Genomic DNA, 18,443 nt, shown 5'->3' with positions numbered 1-18,443 from the left:
GCTATCAGTTCGCCACACGGTACAGGCCGAGCGACAATTTATCACCTGACGAATAGTTGATGCCGTCGATCTCGGCGACGCGGCTGGCCTTCTTGCCTTGCCCTGCCAGCAGGTCATCCAGCCGTTTTTCATCGCCGACCGGCGCCAGGCCCAGCGCGCAGGCCGGATCGCCAAGCAGATGTTGCGCAACCCCGTCGACATCGGTCAGTACCGTCTTTGTGCCCACCAGAAATACCAGGCTCGGTTCGTGATATTGCGCGGAGGCGAGCACGCTCATCTCACAGGGACGATCGGCGCGAACCGCAGCCTCGATTTCCCGGCTCATCCAAATCGGTTTCAGTGACGGCACGATGACACCGAACAGCAGGGCGTAGGTTATACCGGCGCAAACCGCAGCCCCGCCGATGCGGACCAGCGGCACCAGCGTCTGGCGCGAAACAGCGAGGTAGCCGGCGCCCAATGCTGCCGCGGCGGCCGGAACGCTCCACCATAAAAATGTCTTCATGAGATAGATCGGCGCACCGACGCAAAGCACGGCGAGACCGACTGTCACCAGAACGGTGCCGAATGCGGTCGCCCACCACAGCCATGTCTGCCAGCGCCTGAGCGGCGCATTTGCCTCTTGCGGCGTCAGCGTCAAAAGCCAGCCGATGAGCAGGGCCATGCCGGGATAGGCCGGCAGCACATAATGCGGCAGTTTCGTCGGGATCAATTCGAAGACGAGCCAGAACGGAACGTACCAGGCGAGGCAGAAACGCAGGCGCGGATCGTCGCGCAATCGGTTGAGCGCCTGCAGTCCGGCGCCGAGCGCCACAAGGCCGAACGGCCACATGAACAGGCAATAGGTCAGCACGTAGAAGCCCGGCGGAACGCCGTGCGACTCCTCGCCTTGCGCGACCTTGCCGAGCATATCCTTGCCGACGGCCTGCTGCAGGAAGGCGCCGTTGCTCTTCCAGGTGATGAGGGCGAGCCAAGGCAGCACGATCAACAGCACCAGAATCAGCCCACGCCCGGCTTTCAGCCTCGCCAGCCAGCGCCAGTCGCGCTCGAAAGCAACCAGCGTGAGCACCGTCAGCGCCGACAGCAGCGGTGCAATCGGCCCCTTGATGAGGATAGCCGCGCCCTGCGCAGCCCAGAAAATCCACGGCAGATGGCCGGCGACAGGCTCGTTGCGGCGCGATGCCAGATAAATCTGCGCCAGCGCGCCTTGCGCCAGAACGCAGCAGGCAAGCAGCATCGCGTCGGTCTTGGCGTCACGGCCTTCGAAGGCGGTGGCGAAAATCGCCGCCATGACCAGGCCGGCGGCAAGACCGGCATTGGCGCCGAACAGATTGGCCCCGGTCCAGGCGATTGCGACGACGGCGATGGCGATGCCCAGCGCCGAGATCAGCCGGTAAATCCAGATCGGCGCCTGTGCCCCCTCGCCGCTCAGCGTCACCGCCGCCGATTGCAGCCAGTAGATGCCGATCGGCTTTTGGTAGCGCGACGCGTCCTGGAAGCGGATGTCGACATAGTCGCCGGTCTCCGTCATCTGCTTGGTCGCCTGGACGAAGCGCGGCTCGTCGCGGTCGAGCGGCGGCAAAGAGGCCAGTCCCGACGCCGTCATCACCAGGCTGAACAGGAAGAGAAAGATGTAGTTCCTGCTCATTTCGACACCGGACAGACTGGTCAACACCGGACAGACTGGATTTGGCGGGACTGGTGGCTCAGTCGACCTTGGTCATCGCCGCCTTGCGCTCATTGGCGATGAGCCATAAATTTCTGACATAGATCACCATGCCCATGGCCTGGCCGGCGATGAACACCGGATCCTCACGCTGGATGGCGTAGACCAGCAGCAGCCCGCCGCCGAACAGCGAGAAGAACCAGAAAGCGATCGGCACGACGCTGCGCTTGGCCTTTTCCGAAGCGATCCACTGCACCAGGAAGCGCATGGTGAAGAAGAACTGGGCAACGAAGCCGAGCAGAACCCAGGCGTCGAACTGCTTGACGAAAACCTGGTGCAGCCAGGTCGCCAATTCCTGAAACACGTTAGCCATGCGTGATTTCCTCTACCTTTGGCATTCTGCGGCGCCGGCGCCGAAGCCACCAGACGCCGGCGAGATCGAGCGCGCCCTGCAGGCCGCGATCGAAGATGCCGTAATTCGACTTGCCGTGGCGGCGGGAGCGGTCGACGACGTCGCAATGGACGACGCGGTAGCCTTCCTGGATGACCAGCGCCGGAACGAAACGATGCGTGCCGTCGAAAAACGGCAGTTTGCGCAAAATATCGGTGTGGATGGCCTTCAGGCCGCAACCGGTGTCGCGGGTGTCGTCATGCAGGATCGCGCCGCGCAGCCAGTTGGCGAAACGCGATGCCAATTGCTTGATCTTGCTGTCGCGGCGCTTCAACCGCTGCCCCTGCGCGGCGCCGAAATCGGGCCCTGCCCGACGCAGCGCATCGACCAGCACGGGGATATATTGCGGGTCGTTCTGGCCGTCGCCGTCGATGGTGGCGATTATCGAGCCGCGCGCCGCCCAGGCGCCCGAGCGCACCGAAAGCGACTGGCCGGCGGATTTTTCGTGCCGAAGCTGCCGAAGCGGAAACGGACGTGTGGCGGCTTCAGCGGCAAGCACCGAAGCGGTGTCGTCAGTCGAACCGTCATTGACAACGATGATTTCGAAGTCGCGCCCGGTCATCGCCGCCTCGATCTCGTCGATCAGCAGCGGCAGGTTCGCCGCCTCGTTGCGGCAGGGAATGACGATGGATATCAATGCGTCCGGCATATCGCGTCGGGCTCTGTCACAAGATATGGCATTCGGTGGATGCCGTGCGGTGCCGTTCCAGCGGATCGAACCCGTTGGCGCGGCGCCTCATTACGCCAGCCGACAGGATGAAGCAAGCATGCGCGGCAGTGCAGAATAGGCTGTCCATGCCGGCGCAAAATCGGAAACCACTTTTGCTTGACGCGCTTGGATGCTAAACGCCCGCGTTCAGGCCATGCCGGGCCGTTCGGACCCGGCGCTTTCAGGAAGAAACAATGCCCGCCTTCAAGTCCGATTTCCTGCGCGTCATGAGCGAGCGCGGCTTCATCCACCAGATTTCGGATGAGGCCGGGCTGGATCAACTTTTCGCGAAGGAAATCGTGACCGCCTATGTCGGCTACGACGCCACGGCGACCAGCCTGCACATCGGCAATCTGATATCGGCGACCATGCTCTACTGGATGCAGGAGACCGGCCACCGGCCGATCGCACTGATGGGCGGCGGCACCTCGATGATCGGCGACCCTTCCTTCCGTGACGACCAGCGCAGCCTTTTGACGCCCGAGGCGATCGCCACCAACATCGAAGGCATCAAGCGAATTTTTGGCCGCATCCTGCGCTTCGGCGACACTGGCAATGACGCCATCATGGTCAACAATGCCGACTGGCTGATGAAGCTCAACTATGTCGAGTTCCTGCGCGATGTCGGCCGCCACTTTTCGGTCAACCGGATGCTGACCTTCGACAGCGTCAGGCTGCGGCTCGAGCGCGAACAGTCGCTGTCCTTCCTTGAATTCAACTACATGATCCTGCAAGGCTATGATTTCGTCGAGCTCAGCCGCCGCCACGACTGCCGGCTGCAGATGGGCGGTTCGGACCAGTGGGGCAACATCATCAACGGCGTCGATCTCGGCCACCGCATGGGCACGCCGCAGCTTTATGCGCTGACCACGCCGCTGCTGACGACATCGTCGGGCGCCAAGATGGGCAAATCGGCCAAGGGCGCGGTGTGGCTGAACGGCGACCTCTTCTCGCCCTATGATTTCTGGCAATACTGGCGCAACACCGAGGATGCCGACGTCGAGCGCTTCCTGAAGATCTTCACCCGGCTGCCGCTTTCGGAGATCGCGCGGTTGGCCGCCCTTGGCGGCTCGGAGATCAACGAGGCCAAGAAGGTGCTGGCCACCGAAACCACGGCCATCGTGCACGGCCGCGAGGCGGCGCAACAAGCCGAGGAGACCGCGCGCAAGACCTTCGAGGAAGGCGTGACGGCCGAAACGCTGCCGACCGTGGAAGTGGACGGCGCCGCGCTGGAAGCCGGCATCGGCATCCTGTCGCTGCTGGTCAGCGGGGGCCTTGCCGGGTCCAACGGCGAGGCAAGGCGTCACATACAGGGTGGCGCCGTGCGCCTCAACGACCAGCCGGTGGCGGACGACCGGCGGATGGTGACGCCTCAGGATTTGAGTCCGGAAAACGTCGCAAAGCTTTCAGTGGGCAAGAAAAAGCACGTGCTTGTGCGGCCTGCCTGAGCCGTCTTCTGGGATCCTCAGCGATACTCGAAGATCGACCGGAAAATGCCCGGCGCGATTACCGATAGCGGGTTGATGTCCAGCACCGGCTTGTTGGCGTTGCCCTTAAGCCGGTAGGTGACGCCGATCAGCCCGCGGTCGCGGCCATTGCCGAGCAGAGCGCCGACCAGCGGCAACTCGCCGAAGATGCGGTTGAGGCCATAGGCCGGCATGAAGGTTCCGGTCATGTCCATATTGTTGTTCTGGTCGTAGAGCGTGCCTTGGAAGGTGGTGCCGATGCGCGGGCCGCGCAGCACGCCATTCGCCAATTTCAAATAGCCCGACCCCTTGTCGATCTCGGTAAAGCCGCGCTCGAATTTTACCCGCGAAGTGTCGATCTTGCCCTTGACCGCTTCGTTCAAGCTGCGGCTGTCGCCGGTTGGCGTGGTCGAGACGATGGAGGCGAGCTTGGGTTCATTGACGATGAAGAAGTTGCTCGAATCGACCTGTCCCCGCATCGGGCCGTCGGCTGTGCCGCTCAGCGCCAGCGTGATCGATCCGCCTTCCATGTGCTCGTAGATGTTGAGGAAGCGCAATATGGCGCCTGCGTCGGCCGACTTCATGGTGAGCGCGCGAGCACCATTGCCTGCCGTATTGCTGATGGTGATGGCGGCGCCGGAACTTGCCGCGGCGCTGACCTTGAGCCTGTTCACCCTGGAGCCGGCGGCACTGTAGTCGAGCTTCAAATTGGACAGGACCTCGTCATGGAACCCGGTTAGCGAATTGACGTCGGCGCTGACCGAAACCGCGTCCGTGCCGGTGGTTTTGGTGGCGGTATCGACATCGGAGGTGAACTGCTTGATCAGCGAGCGGGCATCGAGCGCGTTGCCGCTGACATCGACGGCGAAGCCCTTGCCCGACCGCTTCACCGTCACGGCGACATCGTCGCCCCGGTTCAAGGCGACTTTGCTGAAGCGGGCCGACGACAGCGCGCCCTTGACCAGGACGACATCGCCTTCGACCGAAAAGCTCTTTCCGTCGAGGTCGAAGTCGGACAGCGTCGTGGTATCGCCGGACTTGCTCATGGTAAAAGTGGCATTGGCGGCAATGCCCGGCCCCTTGCTCCAGCCTGCCCAGGGAATGTCCAGCCTGGCGCTCGTCAGGTCAACGTCGACGTTCTGGCTGCCGCCTTCGCCGCTCTTGTCGATTGCCACCTTGATGGTGCCGGAAATCAGCGGCGACAGGCCAGGCATGGCGATGGCGCGCGTCTTGTCGTCGAGCACAAGCGCCACCTTGCGGCTGCGCGGCGGGCCGCCATCCCTGAGCGGCTCGACCAGATCGAGCTGGGCTGGAATGCCGTTCAGCCGCGCCTTGGCAGAGATCACCGCCTTGCCGGGCCCGACTTCGATCAAACCGTCAGCATCGGTCACCATCTGGCCTTCGAACGGCTTGGCGAGCGACAGGTCCTTGTAGTCGAGCGATACCAGCCAATCGAGCTTCGACGTGTCGACGCCGGATTGCAACGGAATGGCGGCCTTGACATGGCCGGTCACCGTGCCCGACAGGTCGTCCGGCAAGATGCCGACATGGCGCATGGCGTTGATCGGTTCGTAGGAGGCAAGTTCGGCGATGGCCGGCGCCTCGCCGGCGACGTCGATGTCGAGCGCGCCGATCACCGGCGGGTGGTTTGCCGCCTTTACCGACAGTGTGCCATTGCTTGCCGCCACGGTGCGGCCGCTCGGCATATAGATGCTGCCCGAGGACAGCGCGACGTCGACATCGTTGCCGTGGAAGGAAACGACGCCGACGGCATCGCGTATCGGCGGGATGCGGCCGGCGGTGTCGAAACGCGAGCCCTCGACCTGGAAGCGGCCGAACACCTCGTCGGCCGAAAGCGGCACGCCGTTGCCGAGACGCCCCGGCACGACCTGGAACTGCAGGCTGGCATCGACGACGCGGCCGCCAAACAGGTTCTGCAGCACCCACAGCCGCGCGTTCTTGGCGGAGAACCAGGGCCACAATTGCTTTACGTGCGAGACCGCCATGTCGTGGACGTTGAGCGACACCGAGATACCCGGCGGTCCGTTGTCGATGAAGGAAACCGCAGCGGTTCCCAGCACTTCGCTCCCCGATCCCGACCTGATACCGATCTGGTCGGCGACAAGCTTGCGGCTCTTGACCTGATAGACGCCGGCGATGCGGGCGAAGAAATTCAGCGCCGGCTCGGGCGATTCCGAAGGCGCCAGCGTCGAGCCGTCGCTGGTCAGGTCGTAACGATAGGAAGGCTCCTCGCCGGCCGCGCCGGTCGACGGCTTTGGCCCGATCGAGCCGGCGAAATTGAACGCCGAGCGCCCGGTCTTTAGAACCAGCCTGCCGACATCGATCTTGTTGGAGCCGGAGACGAGGGCGGCGTCGACATCGACATCGGCCGGCAACAGCCCGCGTGTGCCGAGGTCGAGCACCGAGCCGGTTAGCGACAGCGAGCCCGTCAGCCGCGAATCGGTCTCGCCCGAGCCTTCGGATCCGGTGAGCTTCAAAGCCATCGCGCCGGTTCGCCCGCCGGCCGCCGGCGTGGTCTCCGCGACATCCGCCATGTCGATGGCGGCGTTCAAGGCGGTGACGCGCATCGAGCTCGTATCGCGGGTGGCGGTGGCCGTGACGGTGAGCGCGCGGCCATCGACATCCGCCTCGGACGAGAACTCCATGCTGCCGGGGCCCGACTGCAGCACCGTGGCGTTGGCGATCGTGACCAGCTTGACCGATCCGGCCTCGGGCAGCTCGAACGCGACATTTTTGAGATCGATGCGGCGCATCGAATCCTCGCGCACGGCATCGAGTGCACGATTGACGTCACTGAAGACGGCGGCGGCCAGTTTTTCCGGATCGATGAGACCGTCTTGATTGCGCAGGCGCGCTGTCCAGTCGCCACCCGACGGCATTGCCGCGGTGACGATATGGGCGTCGGAAATCCTGGCGCTGGTCAGCCGAACCTCGCCCGAAAGCAGCGGGATCAACCGGATGCCGAAGCGGACGCGCCCGGCATCGGCCATCGGCTTGCCGTCGGCCGTCTCGACGCTGACATCCTTGACCTGCAGCGCAATGAAGCTCGATCCGTCAAGTGTCAGGCTGGCAGGACCGACGGCGACTTTGACGTCGAAACCGGCCAGTTTCTCGATCGCCGTTTCGGCTTCCAACCGCAGCCGTTCGTTGCCGATGCCGGTGGCGCCGATGACGTAGACGGCGGCCGCTGCCAGCAGCACAAGGGCTCCAATGCCGGCAAACAGCCGGGCAAGGATGCGAAAGCCGCGGCCGATCCGTGCCTTACCGAGCGGCGGCACGCGGCAAGCGGACGGGAAAGCCCCCAGGTCGGTGATCTCGTCACGCCTGAACCGGATTTTCTCGTGCTGCGGTTCTTCCTGATCCACGCAATTTTCCGTTGTGCGAATTCGATCGTGGACGAATCCCCGCCCGACATTATAACGACGCAGGCTAGAGCATGATGCCGAAAAGTGTGAGGCGGTTTTCGGACGACATCATGCTCTATCTCTTTGATTTAGGGCCGCGTAACCTCAAACAAGGGCATCGATATGGCTGATCTCGACGTTGGCGACGTTGCGCCGCAATTCGATCTTCCGCGCGACGGCGGCGGCTCACTCAGCCTTGCCTCGATGCGGGGGAAGCCCGTTGTACTTTATTTCTATCCGCAGGACGACACCACAAGTTGTACCAATGAGGCGATCAGCTTTTCGCAGCTGAAGCCGGAGTTCGAAAAGGCCGGCGCCGTGGTGATCGGCCTGTCGCCGGACAGCGTGAAGAAGCACGACAAGTTCAAAACCAAATACGATCTCACCGTCGACTTGGTTGCCGACGAGGAGCGCAAGGTGATCGAGGCCTACAATCTGTGGGTCGAGAAGACGATGTATGGCCGGAACTATATGGGCATCGAGCGGGCGACGTTCCTGATCGGCAAGGACGGGCGGATCGCCGGGATCTGGCGCAAGGTCCGGGTGAAAGGCCATGCCGAAGCAGTGCTGGAGGCGGTCCGCGCGCTCTGAGGCGCCACCGATCTGGCCAACGCCGCGCAGTGCATTAGGGGCATAAGACATATATGCGGTTGGCTGACACCGTTGGTCACTAGCGCGCCCGCGACGGCAAAACTTTGTTAACCCTAATAATGTGTAATCGGGCTTCGTTGGTGTCGTAACGAAAGCTTGGTCCCGTGAACCTAACCGGTCAGTCAGCGGTCTTCGGCAGGCGCAAGGAGCCGCATACGGTCATCATTGCGCGGGGCAATGAAATACGGCATTTCACCATCCGGCCGTGGCTCGTCGCCTTTCTCGGCTCGGCACTGGCGGCGATCGCCATCGGCTATCTCTTGGCGACCTCCTATCTCGTACTGCGCGACGATCTGATCGGCGCCACCACGGCCCGGCAGGCGCGCATGCAGCAGGCCTATGAAGATCGCATTTCCGCATTGCGCGCGCAGGTCGACCGCATCACCAGCCGCCAGCTTCTCGACCAAAAACTGATGGAAACCAAGGTCAGCGAATTGATCGAGCGGCAGAGCCAGCTCAGCCAGCGCCATGGCCGCCTCGGCCCGATTCTCGAGCGGGCCGAAAACGAAGTCGGGACGCTGCCAACCGCTGATGCCGCAGCGACAACAAAACCCGACGAACATGCCGAACTGACTGGCGGCGAGCCACTCGCCTATTCGGTCGCCAGCCTTGGTTCGGGCGACACCAGGCCATTCTCGCTGTGGTCGACACGTTCCGATCCGCTGCCCAGCGAAACGGCTGCGGACCGCGCCGACAAATTGTTCGTCTCGATCAATGATTCACTGAAGGCTATCGAGAGCCAGCAACTCACCCGCATCGAAACCCTGGCCGACAACGCCTACAAGAACGCCGATGCCATCACCCAGGCGCTGGAAGCGGCCGGTCTGCCGGTCGACAGTGATTTCGGCAAAAACGAAAGCGATGTCGGCGGACCGCTGATCTCGCTTGACAGCTCGATGATGTTCGACAGCAAGGTCAAGGAACTGGACGAGGCGCTGGATACGCTCGACCAGTTGAAGAAAGAGGCGCGGCGGCTGCCGCTCGCCAACCCGGCGCCGGGCCACTCCGTCACCAGCCCGTTCGGCGTGCGCACTGACCCCATCCTCGGCACCGCTGCCCTGCACTCGGGCATGGATTTCCGTGCGCCGGTCGGCATGGCAGCCAAGGTCACGGCGGCCGGAATCGTTACCAAGGCCGGCTGGAACGGCGGCTATGGCCGCATGGTCGAGGTCGATCACGGCAACGGCTTTGCCACGCGCTACGGCCATCTGAGCGAGATCGACGTTGCCGTCGGCCAAAAACTCGCAGCCGGCGACATCATCGGCAAGACCGGCAGCAGCGGCCGTTCGACCGGCCCGCACCTGCACTACGAAGTCCGCCACAATGGCGAGGCCATCGACCCGCTGCGCTTCCTGACCGTCGGCAAGAAGGTCGAGCAGTATCTGTAGGGTCAAGCCAGGCGGCTGGTTGCTGCCCGACTTCTCCGCGCCCTGCCCGCTGGTTCCGGATCCAAGGTCGCACCAAGCGCGGACCCGTGCCGACAAAACTGTCCCTGGGCTGAGACAGATGCACGGCCACTGCGAAGCCCATCGAGGCATAGGCGTCATGGCCACGGGCATGCATCACCCTTATCGCCACATTGCGATTGACGGCCTCCCGGAGCCGACAATATCGACGGCCAGGCCGTAGCGGGCGACGTCGCGGATCTGATATCCCCTGCCCGGCCAGCATCGGCCTGAGATAAGCTCGCGTGCCAATCTCGCGGTTCGATAATTCGGGATGGCGGTCAGATGACGGCGGATCTCGACCATCCGATCGAGAATTCCGGCATCGATGGCGGGGTCGCGGCACCGCCCGGTGCTGCGGGCCGGTCAGGATTTGACATGGATGTCTCGCGGGAATTTGGTTAGCGTCTCATGGCCGGTCTCGGTCACCAGAATGGTCTCGCTGATCTCGATGCCCCAGCCATCCATCCACATGCCAAGAATGGAGTGCACGACATTGCCGGGTTGCAGCGCGGTCTTGTCGCCGGGCCGCAGGCTGATCGTGTGCTCGCCCCAATCCGGGGGATAGGCGACGCCGATGGAATAGCCGATGCGCGACCCCTTCTTCAGCCCGTAGCGTTGGATAACCTTGCGCCAAGCGGCCTCGACCGCTTCGGCTGTGGTCCCCGGCCTGACCGCGTCGAGCACCGCATCCATGCCTTCGATCACCGCCTTTGCGGTGTCGGCGACACGGGCCGGCGTCTTGCCGAGCTGCATCGTTCGGGCGAGGCCTGCGGCATAGCGGCGGCAGACACCGGCAAGTTCGAGCGCAATCGTTTCGTCCTTGCCGAAGCGCCGATCGCTCCACATGATGTGCGGAGCCGATGCATTCTCGCCGCCGAGGATGGTCGGCGGCAGTGCCGTGATGTCGCCGGCGAAGTCTGGACTGCCGGCAATCTGCGCCGCCTGGATCGCGGCAATCGCATCGCATTCGCGCACGCCTGGCGCGATGACTTCGAAGGCCCGCGAAACCGCCGATTCGGCAAGTGTCGAAGCCTTGCGCAGATAAGCAATTTCGGGCGCGGATTTGACGGCGCGGATCCAGTTCACCAGCAGATCGGCGTCGTGCCATTTCGCATTGGGCAGGCCGGCGACGAGCCGGGCATGCGCCTTCGGCGAGAAATAATAGGCTTCGAGCTCGATGCCGATATGTCTCGCGCCCCAGCCCTCGGCGACGATGCAGGCCGCTATCCAGTCCATCGGATGGCGATCGGCGCGCTGCACGTGGTCCTCGGGGAAGCCGACCACATTCTCCGGCTTCATCCAGGCCGTCAGCAAGCCGCCTGCCGCATCCATGGCGCGGCCGATCCAGACCGGCTCGGCCTCGTTTTCGATCGGGACAAGCACGACCTGCGGCGTGTAGAACGACCAGCCGTCATAGCCGGTGATGTAATGCTGGTTGGCGACATCGTTGACGACCAGCAGTTCCAGCCCACGCGCCGCCATCTCGGCGCGGATCTTCTTGAGCCGCCGCTGGTACTCATCGCGCGCAAAAGGCAATTCGATCATCGGTTTTCCTGCTGGATCACTGGTCGGGCGAGCCCCGCGCCCGCCTGACGTCATTCACCATTGCGGTGGTTTCAGCCCGGCTGCAATCGGCCAGCGCGGCGCATGGGACAGGTCCTGCACCGCGTCTGGGAACCATTCCGAATTATTTTTGAATTCCATTTGACTGAATAAATTGCCTGTGCAAGTCTTAGCCTTCCTAAAGGGCGCGGGACATGGCACTGCGGGGAACCAATCAGGAGTTCGGGCGGCCTTACAACCGGCGCATCGTGCTGGAGTCCATCCGCCTTCACGGTCCCATAGCTCGCGGCGACATTGCCGGCCGCGTTGGCCTCACCGTCCAGACCGTATCGACCATCGTTCGCGAACTCGAAGAGCATGGCTATGTGCTGTCGCTGCGCGAAGAGCCGCGCGGACGCGGGTTGCCGCCGGCGACGCTCAGGATCAACCCCGAGGGCGGCTATGCCGTCGGCGTCCACCTCACCCCGCTGCGGATCGACGCGGCGCTCATCAATCTCAGCGGCGATGTCATCGAGAGCATGCATCGCGAGGCGCCGCATGCGACGCCCGACCATGCCTTCGAGCTGATCGGCGCGATGGTGCCCGAGCTGACCGCGCTGCGGCCCGGCGGACGCGTGCTCGGCATCGGCATGGCGCTGCCTGGACCGTTCGGCGTGGAGTCGATGAGCTTCGTCGGCCCGACGACCATGGCCGGCTGGAAGGATGTCGCGCTGCCGGAACGGCTGGCGGCGTCGACCGGGCTGCCGGCCTTCTTCGAAACCGACATGGCGGCGGCGGCCATGGGCGAACGGCTTTATGGTCTCGGCTCCGGTTATTCCGAATACTACTACCTCTATTTCGGCGTCGGCCTCGGCGGCGTCATCGTGCATGACGGCGCGGTGATGCGCGGCGCCTGGGGCAATGCCGGCGAAATCGGACACATCCCTGCCGTTCCCGGTGGCGAGCCTTGCCCATGCGGTAACAGCGGCTGCCTCGAACGGTATCTCTCGCTCGAAGCACGTCGCCGCCGCAACATCAGCGACGCCGCCTGGGTGGCCGAGATCGCGCCGATCTTCCGCAACGCCATCGTCACCATCGAGAATGTGTTCGACCCGGAAACCGTCATCCTCGGCGGGCTTGCGCCCACCGACCTGCTCGAAAAGCTGGTCGGCGCGGCGGGACAGCTTCCCAATTCGGTCTCGGCGCGGCGCGACCGCAAGACACCGCGCGTGACGGTGGCGACCGGCGGCAAGCATTCGGTGCTGCGCGGCGCTGCCGCATTAGCCGTTTCGGGCGTGCTGTCGCCGCGCTTCGGCCAGATGTTCATTGCCGAGCGCGAGCGCCGGTCCGACCTCATGCACAGCAAGGGAGTGGCGGCATGACCGAACCGCTGCTGGTACTCGAAAACGTCACCAAGAATTACGGCGCCATTCATGCGCTGAGGGGCATCAGCTTCTCGATCGGCAAGGGCGAAGTCGTGGCGCTGCTCGGCGACAACGGCGCCGGCAAGTCGACACTGGTCAAGATCATCGCCGGCGGCCTCGAGCCGAGCTCCGGCCGCATGCTGTTCGAGGGCAAGGAATTCCTGGCGAAAACGCCGGCCGAGGCCAAGGCTGCCGGCATCGAGACCGTCTACCAGGACCTGTCGCTCTGCACCAATGTCGACGTCGTCGCCAATTTCTTCATGGGCCGCGAAATCACCCGCAACGTTCTCGGTGTCCCCATCCTCGACGAGCGCGCCATGGAGGCCGTGGTCGGCAAGGCGCTGGCAAGTGCCGGCACCCGCATCCCGTCGCTGCGCACCAATGTCGAGCATCTCTCGGGCGGCCAACGCCAGGCCATCGAGCTCAACCGGTTCGTGCACTGGGGCGGCAAGCTGGTGCTGCTTGACGAGCCGTTCGCGGCACTCGGCGTCGAGCAGACCAGGCGCGGTCTCGAGATGATCCGCCAGGTGGCCAACCAGGGCATCGGCGTCGTCATCATCACCCACATCATGCAACAGGCTTTCCAGGTCGCCGACCGGATCGTGGTGATCCGGCAAGGCGTCGTGGCCGGCGATGTCGCGCGCAACAAAACAAGTCCCGATGCGGTGATCAACATGATCACCGGTGAGACGCTTGCCGGTGCCGGACCGGCAGGTTGAGGGACAAAGAGGGGTCCGGTATAAAAGAGGAGCGAACGACATGAAGCGAATACTGGTTCTTGTCTTCGGTATCCTGGCACTGGCTCTTGCCTCGCTCACGCCGGCAATGTCCCAGACCAAGGGCACCGTCTATTATATGGTCCCGACCCTGCTCGATGAATTCCAGACCGGCTCGGTGAGCGCGCTGGAGCTGTTCCTCAAGCAGGTCGGCTATGAGGTGAAAACACTCAACGCCGACAACAAGACCGACGCGCAGCAATCGCAGATGAACGACGTCATTGCGCTGAAGCCGGCGGCGATCATCCTGGCCGCCGTCGATTTCAACGCGCTGAAGCCGTCCATCGAAGCGGCGCGTGCGGCCGGCATCCCGGTGGTCGAGTTCGACCGCCAGATCACCTCGACCCCGTCCGATTTCACCTCGGTGGCGGGCACGGTCGAGATCGGCTACGTCGCCGCCGAGCAGGCGGAAAAGCTTCTGACCGCCAAGAACGGTTCTGTGAAGGGCAAGATCCTGCAGGTGCTCGGCGATCCCGGCGATCCCTACACGCTCGACATCCAGAAGGGTTTCGAGGAGAAGTTGAAGGCGTTTCCTGACGTCAAGATCATCTCGCTGCCGGCCATGCAATGGGAAGCCAGCAACGCCGGCACGATCGTTGCCGACCAGATGCTCGCCAACCCCGACATCGACCTGATCTTCAGCCATGCCGCGCACCTGTCGGTCGCAGCCGTCGCCTCGCTCGAGGCCGCCGGCAAGAAGCCGGGCGACGTCATGCTGATGAGCTCGAACGGCGCTCCGGTCGGTCTCGACCTGATCCGCAAGGGCTGGCTCAATGTCGAAGTCGAGCAGCCGCTCTACGCGCAGGCCGCGGCCGTGGCGATGTTCATGGACAAGATCGCCGGCAAGCAGGAAATCAAGCCTGGCGAGTATGACGTGCTCGGCTTGAAGTCGACCGTGACCAAGGAGAGCTGGGGCCCCAACATCAAGATCCCGGGCGCCGCCATCACCAAGGAAAACGTCGACAATCCGGCCTTCTGGGGCAACCAGAAGCCGCCGACGGACACGATCAAGTCTGTCGAATAGTCGCCTAGCGAAGCGCTCCGGGCCATTGCGGCCCGGAGCCTGCCCATTCACGACGCCGCGTCCCAGGACACCGTGGCGAACCTAAACCCGCGCCTGAACACGACGAAATCGAGTTGATTTCTCGGCCTGATTTTCTCGGGGGCGCCAACCGGATCAGCCCATGAACCCGCGCAGCCGCAAAGCCCTGGAGTTCGTCCTCGACAACCTCGTCTGGTTCATGCTGATCTTTGTGCTGGTTGTCTTTTCCGTCTTCGTCCCCAACTACTTCCAGCTCGGCATCTTTGCCAACATCATCGAAGCCTCGAGCGTTCTCGGCGTGATGTCGATCGGCCTGTCGCTGGTCATCATTGCCGGCCATATGGACCTGTCGGTGGAATCGGTGGCCGCACTCAGCGCCATGACGGTCGGCATCCTGTTCTGCTCGTCGGGTATCGGCATGGGCATACAGCTCAATCCGCAGTGGCTGATGGTTCCGGTTTCGCTGCTCGTTGCGCTCGCCTTCGGCGGCCTCATCGGCGCCTTCAACGGCTATCTCGTGGTCAAGGTGAAGATGAGCGCCTTCATCATCACGCTGGCGTCCTACATCTGGGTGCGCGGCCTGGTTCTGGTGATTTCCGGCGGCCGCTCGGCACAGGATCTGGCGCCGGCCATCCGCTGGTTCGGCATCCAGCGGCTGGCCGGCCTACCGCTGACCGCCTGGATCGCCGTCGCCTGTTTCGTCCTGTTCTCGCTGATCATGGCCAAGACGCCGTTCGGCCGCCACCTCGTAATGATCGGCGGCAATGAGACAGCGACCTTCCGCGCCGGCATCCGCGTCAACCGCAACCTGATCATCGCCTTCGTGCTGGCCGGCGCCATTGCCGGCCTCGCCGGCTGGCTGCTCGCCATCCGCACCTCGGGCGCCACCGCCAATCTCGGGACCGGGCTGTTGTTCAACGCCTTTGCCGCCGTCGTCATCGGCGGCGTCAGCCTGAAAGGCGGTGTCGGCACCTTGCCCGGCGTCTATGCCGGCGTGCTTTTGCTCTCCTCCATCAACACGGCGATCAACCTGATGGGCCTGCCGGCCAATTTCACCCAGGTGATCCACGGCCTTTTGGTGCTCGCCGCCGTGCTGCTCGACGCCTTCAAGCAAACCATTCGCCAAAGACTGGCATGAGAGGACGGCTCGCATGACCGGACGGCTTGAGAACAAGGTCGCGCTTATCGTCGGCAGCGCACGCGGCATCGGCAAGGGCATTGCGCTGCGCTTTGCCGAGGAAGGCGCAAGGCTGGTCCTGGCCGACAGCGAGGCCGAAGCCGGCCAGGCGACCGCGGACGAGCTCGGCGCGGATTTCATTCGCACCGACATCTCGCAAATGGCCGATGCAGAAGCTGCGGTGGCGCTGGCGCTGAGCCGCCATGGCCGCCTCGACATCGTCGTGCAGAATGCCGGCATCTATCCCTGGCAGCTGATCGAAAACACCAGCCCGGACGACTGGGACCGGGTGATGGCGGTCAATCTGCGCGGCACGTTCAACGCCACGCTGGCGGCGCTGGCGCCGATGAAGGTGCAAGGTTACGGGCGCATGCTCTACACCTCGTCGATCACCGGTCCGCACGTCACCAGCCCCGGCCACGGCCACTATGCCGCCAGCAAGGCCGGCATCAACGGCTTCATCCGCTCGGCGGCGCTGGAATTTTCGGGCTACGGCATCACCGTCAACGGCGTCGAGCCCGGCAACATCCTGACCGAAGCGATCGAGCTGCATCGCGGCGCCGCCTACATCAAGAACATGGAGGATTCGATCCCGCTCGGACGCCTCGGCAGCCCGCGCGACGTCGCCAACGCCTTCCTGTTCCTCGCCTCGGACGATGCCAGCTACATCACCGGCACGACCATCGTCGTCGACGGCGGCCAGTTGCTGCCCGAAGGCAAGGATTTCCGGCTGCTGCCGCCGTGATCAGCCGGATTTCTTGTACAGCAGCAACTCAGGCCGGTACTCGAAGTGCATGGTGTCGTAGTGATACCAGCGCCCGCCCCAGATGAAGCCGTTTTTCTCGAACAATTCCACGATTTCCAGCGGAATCCGGTTCTTGAAGGGAATGTGGGCCTTCGGGTTGGTTTTGTTCCTGTTGTTGTACCAATAGTCGGAGAAGCCGACATTGATATCGAAGGCCGCTCCGAACGAGTGAACGCTCAACCGGTCGGTGCCGGCGATCGGCCGCCAGACAAAGCCGCCGCCGGGCTTGAGCCCGTAACGGCTCAGCTCCGCGGGCATCGCCTCAAGCGCAGCGGAGACCTTGCCCAGCCGGTCGTTGATGCCGAAAATCCTGGTGACCTGCACGGTCTTCTTGCCGAGCTTCGGCAACCATTTGACGTTGGCGATGTGCTTGCCCACCTCGGCGGCACTTGCCCCGTAGAGCTTCTCGAAGAAAGGTTCATTGCGGATACGGCCGGGATCGAAATCCTCCGCCGGGACCAGCGCGCCCTCGGCTGCTCTGGGATAGACGTAGCGAAACATGTCTTCGATGTCGGGGCTCTCCAGCAGCGCCTCGGCGTCGCGCGCCTTGCCGTCGTCCCACACCATCGTGGTGCCGTCGGTCCAGGTCAGCACATTGCCCTTAATGGCGAAAAGTCCGGGATAGGCCTTGAGCAAGGCGGCCTTGGCGGCCGGCTGGTCGACGCCGTCGCCGGCATTCCCTGCATAGGAGGAGCGTCCAGTGCCGACGATTGCCAATGCGAACAGCAACCGCAGCATCAGGCGCCCTGGATGATCCATCATTGTGCTGCCGTCCCGGAGGGCTTTCGTTCATCGTGCATTTAACAAGGCTGCTGTACCATGCTGGTCGAATCGAACGGGAGACAAATTGTGTCAAAAACCTTCAATGCTTTGATCCGGATGACGTTTACATTCATCTGCCTGGTCGGCCTGGCCTCGTCCGTGTCTATTCTTTTTCCAGCCACCGCATCCGCCCAGCGGATGCAGCGATGCGCCGACGAAGGCGAAATCTGCCGCCTGCCCTACCCCTCGGAAGTGGTCTACGGCGCGCGCGGGCAGACCACTTCGCGCTTCATCGATCGTCGTGCCGTGCCGTGTACGAATCGAGTCTTTGGCGACCCGGCGCCCGGCCGCGACAAGGCTTGCTATATCGTGAAGCGCGGGGGCGGTAACGACTATGGCGACAATGACGACGACGGCGACAATTACGGCGATGATGATTACGGCCAGGGCCGCGGCAGATGGGTGGCCTGCGCCCGAGAGAATCAGTTCTGTGATTTCCGTGGCCGCCAAGTGGTCAGATACGGAGCGCGCGGTCGGTTCACGCAAGGCGTTTTCAGGAACGGCGTGCGCTGCGGCAACGATGCCTTTGACGAGGATCCCGCTCCCCGTGCGAAGAAGACCTGCTACATCAGGAAGTAGACTGGTGCCGGCATGAAAGGGGTGCGGCTCTTTGAGGCCGCGCCCGGAATCCGGGATCTTGGTGGGCGATGACGGGCTCGAACCGCCGACATCTTCGGTGTAAACGAAGCGCTCTACCAACTGAGCTAATCGCCCGCTCCGGCCGGACCTTTAAGCGGTCGCAACCGGCTTCGCAAGGCCAAATGAACAGCTGCGAGCTTAGCCGCACAGTGGTTTTCGCGGGCAAAGTGCCGCCCATCAAAAAACCTTCTCCTGTTTGCGTTTATGCTGTCCAGCTGCGCTTGACACCCGGTGGCGAACCCCTTATCCACCGCCCCAACGACGAACACGGCTGACACGTGCTCGTCCAATGCGCGGGTGTAGCTCAGTTGGTTAGAGTGCCGGCCTGTCACGCCGGAGGTCGCGGGTTCGAGCCCCGTCACTCGCGCCATTAATTTCAAGGGGTTAGCTACCGCCCCTT

Annotated in this window: 15 protein-coding genes and 2 tRNA genes; 10 read left to right on the top strand and 7 right to left on the bottom strand. The window is 63.5% G+C overall.

Annotated features, from left to right (window positions below; genetic code table 11):
* Positions 1-4: 4 nt before the first annotated feature.
* Genes NKH22_RS18845 through NKH22_RS18835 form a run of 3 tightly spaced genes read right to left on the bottom strand, consistent with a single transcriptional unit; the run spans position 5 to position 2,766 of the window.
* Entirely contained in the window at positions 5-1,648 is a 1,644-nt protein-coding gene (locus NKH22_RS18845) for an ArnT family glycosyltransferase (RefSeq protein WP_352910489.1), read from the bottom strand.
* A gap of 58 nt (positions 1,649-1,706) precedes the next feature.
* Positions 1,707-2,039, bottom strand: a complete 333-nt coding sequence (locus NKH22_RS18840) for a lipid-A-disaccharide synthase N-terminal domain-containing protein (protein ID WP_023669132.1) — start codon at positions 2,037-2,039, stop codon at positions 1,707-1,709.
* A complete protein-coding gene (locus NKH22_RS18835; protein WP_023694104.1) occupies positions 2,032-2,766 on the bottom strand; it encodes a glycosyltransferase family 2 protein in 735 nt (244 codons plus the stop codon). The genes NKH22_RS18840 and NKH22_RS18835 overlap by 8 nt, the downstream gene beginning before the upstream one ends.
* A gap of 254 nt (positions 2,767-3,020) precedes the next feature.
* Here NKH22_RS18835 and tyrS point away from each other — a divergent pair, with 254 nt between their 5' ends.
* Positions 3,021-4,274, top strand: a complete 1,254-nt coding sequence (gene tyrS, locus NKH22_RS18830; RefSeq protein WP_352910486.1) for a tyrosine--tRNA ligase — start codon at positions 3,021-3,023, stop codon at positions 4,272-4,274.
* A 17-nt stretch (positions 4,275-4,291) separates the two neighbouring features.
* Here the strand turns inward: tyrS and NKH22_RS18825 are convergent, their stop codons facing one another.
* Positions 4,292-7,678, bottom strand: coding sequence for a hypothetical protein (locus NKH22_RS18825; protein ID WP_352910484.1), 3,387 nt, complete (start codon positions 7,676-7,678; stop codon positions 4,292-4,294).
* Positions 7,679-7,840: 162 nt separating this feature from the next.
* Here NKH22_RS18825 and NKH22_RS18820 point away from each other — a divergent pair, with 162 nt between their 5' ends.
* Together NKH22_RS18820 and NKH22_RS18815 are read left to right on the top strand one after the other, a co-directional pair.
* The gene (locus tag NKH22_RS18820; RefSeq protein WP_023694102.1) at positions 7,841-8,308 is read left to right on the top strand and encodes a peroxiredoxin; all 468 of its coding nucleotides are present in this window, start codon (positions 7,841-7,843) and stop codon (positions 8,306-8,308) included.
* 164 nt (positions 8,309-8,472) lie between these two features.
* A complete protein-coding gene (locus NKH22_RS18815; protein WP_023694101.1) occupies positions 8,473-9,756 on the top strand; it encodes a M23 family metallopeptidase in 1,284 nt (427 codons plus the stop codon).
* A 423-nt stretch (positions 9,757-10,179) separates the two neighbouring features.
* On the opposite strand, the gene NKH22_RS18810 is transcribed toward NKH22_RS18815, so the two are convergent.
* Complete coding sequence (locus NKH22_RS18810; RefSeq protein WP_352910481.1) at positions 10,180-11,361, bottom strand: M24 family metallopeptidase; 1,182 nt, start codon at positions 11,359-11,361, stop codon at positions 10,180-10,182.
* Positions 11,362-11,573: 212 nt separating this feature from the next.
* On the opposite strand from NKH22_RS18810, the gene NKH22_RS18805 reads away from it, so the two are divergent.
* The 5 genes from NKH22_RS18805 to NKH22_RS18785 all read left to right on the top strand — a co-directional run bounded on the left by NKH22_RS18805 (position 11,574) and on the right by NKH22_RS18785 (position 16,522).
* Positions 11,574-12,740 (top strand): ROK family transcriptional regulator, encoded by a 1,167-nt coding sequence (locus NKH22_RS18805; protein WP_352910478.1) that lies wholly within the window; start codon positions 11,574-11,576, stop codon positions 12,738-12,740.
* Complete coding sequence (locus NKH22_RS18800) at positions 12,737-13,501, top strand: ATP-binding cassette domain-containing protein (protein ID WP_023694098.1); 765 nt, start codon at positions 12,737-12,739, stop codon at positions 13,499-13,501. The genes NKH22_RS18805 and NKH22_RS18800 overlap by 4 nt, the downstream gene beginning before the upstream one ends.
* 40 nt (positions 13,502-13,541) lie before the next feature.
* A complete protein-coding gene (locus NKH22_RS18795; RefSeq protein WP_023694097.1) occupies positions 13,542-14,582 on the top strand; it encodes a sugar ABC transporter substrate-binding protein in 1,041 nt (346 codons plus the stop codon).
* 160 nt (positions 14,583-14,742) lie between these two features.
* A complete protein-coding gene (locus tag NKH22_RS18790; RefSeq protein WP_023711512.1) occupies positions 14,743-15,738 on the top strand; it encodes an ABC transporter permease in 996 nt (331 codons plus the stop codon).
* A 13-nt stretch (positions 15,739-15,751) separates the two neighbouring features.
* Positions 15,752-16,522 carry an SDR family oxidoreductase gene (locus NKH22_RS18785; RefSeq protein WP_023731526.1) on the top strand — a complete coding sequence of 257 codons (771 nt, stop codon included), beginning with the start codon at positions 15,752-15,754 and terminating at the stop codon, positions 16,520-16,522.
* Here the strand turns inward: NKH22_RS18785 and NKH22_RS18780 are convergent, their stop codons facing one another.
* Positions 16,523-17,344 (bottom strand): M15 family metallopeptidase, encoded by an 822-nt coding sequence (locus NKH22_RS18780; RefSeq protein WP_155921664.1) that lies wholly within the window; start codon positions 17,342-17,344, stop codon positions 16,523-16,525.
* 57 nt (positions 17,345-17,401) lie between these two features.
* Between NKH22_RS18780 and NKH22_RS18775 the strand changes: the two genes are divergently transcribed.
* A complete protein-coding gene (locus NKH22_RS18775; protein ID WP_245260656.1) occupies positions 17,402-17,983 on the top strand; it encodes a hypothetical protein in 582 nt (193 codons plus the stop codon).
* A gap of 59 nt (positions 17,984-18,042) precedes the next feature.
* Here the strand turns inward: NKH22_RS18775 and NKH22_RS18770 are convergent.
* Positions 18,043-18,118 (bottom strand) — tRNA-Val (locus NKH22_RS18770).
* Between the two features lie 218 nt (positions 18,119-18,336).
* On the opposite strand from NKH22_RS18770, the gene NKH22_RS18765 reads away from it, so the two are divergent.
* A tRNA-Asp gene (locus tag NKH22_RS18765) sits at positions 18,337-18,413 on the top strand.
* The last annotated feature ends 30 nt before the right edge of the window (positions 18,414-18,443 follow it).

Source organism: Mesorhizobium sp. M1252 (genome assembly GCF_040318265.1).
GTDB lineage: Bacteria > Pseudomonadota > Alphaproteobacteria > Rhizobiales > Rhizobiaceae > Mesorhizobium.
Note: the sequence above shows the minus strand (reverse complement) of the source record. Positions and strands in the feature narration are given on the sequence as shown.

Bases quoted from the DNA above. Each gene is read 5' to 3' on its own strand.
- NKH22_RS18775 (WP_245260656.1), top strand. From the start codon at position 17,402: ATGCTGGTCGAATCGAACGGGAGACAAATTGTGTCAAAAACCTTCAAT.
- NKH22_RS18835 (WP_023694104.1), bottom strand. From the start codon at position 2,766: ATGCCGGACGCATTGATATCCATCGTCATTCCCTGCCGCAACGAGGCG.
- NKH22_RS18795 (WP_023694097.1), top strand. From the start codon at position 13,542: ATGAAGCGAATACTGGTTCTTGTCTTCGGTATCCTGGCACTGGCTCTT.
- NKH22_RS18790 (WP_023711512.1), top strand. From the start codon at position 14,743: ATGAACCCGCGCAGCCGCAAAGCCCTGGAGTTCGTCCTCGACAACCTC.
- NKH22_RS18800 (WP_023694098.1), top strand. From the start codon at position 12,737: ATGACCGAACCGCTGCTGGTACTCGAAAACGTCACCAAGAATTACGGC.
- NKH22_RS18805 (WP_352910478.1), top strand. From the start codon at position 11,574: ATGGCACTGCGGGGAACCAATCAGGAGTTCGGGCGGCCTTACAACCGG.
- NKH22_RS18810 (WP_352910481.1), bottom strand. From the start codon at position 11,361: ATGATCGAATTGCCTTTTGCGCGCGATGAGTACCAGCGGCGGCTCAAG.
- NKH22_RS18820 (WP_023694102.1), top strand. From the start codon at position 7,841: ATGGCTGATCTCGACGTTGGCGACGTTGCGCCGCAATTCGATCTTCCG.
- NKH22_RS18785 (WP_023731526.1), top strand. From the start codon at position 15,752: ATGACCGGACGGCTTGAGAACAAGGTCGCGCTTATCGTCGGCAGCGCA.
- tyrS (WP_352910486.1), top strand. From the start codon at position 3,021: ATGCCCGCCTTCAAGTCCGATTTCCTGCGCGTCATGAGCGAGCGCGGC.
- NKH22_RS18840 (WP_023669132.1), bottom strand. From the start codon at position 2,039: ATGGCTAACGTGTTTCAGGAATTGGCGACCTGGCTGCACCAGGTTTTC.
- NKH22_RS18845 (WP_352910489.1), bottom strand. From the start codon at position 1,648: ATGAGCAGGAACTACATCTTTCTCTTCCTGTTCAGCCTGGTGATGACG.
- NKH22_RS18780 (WP_155921664.1), bottom strand. From the start codon at position 17,344: ATGATGGATCATCCAGGGCGCCTGATGCTGCGGTTGCTGTTCGCATTG.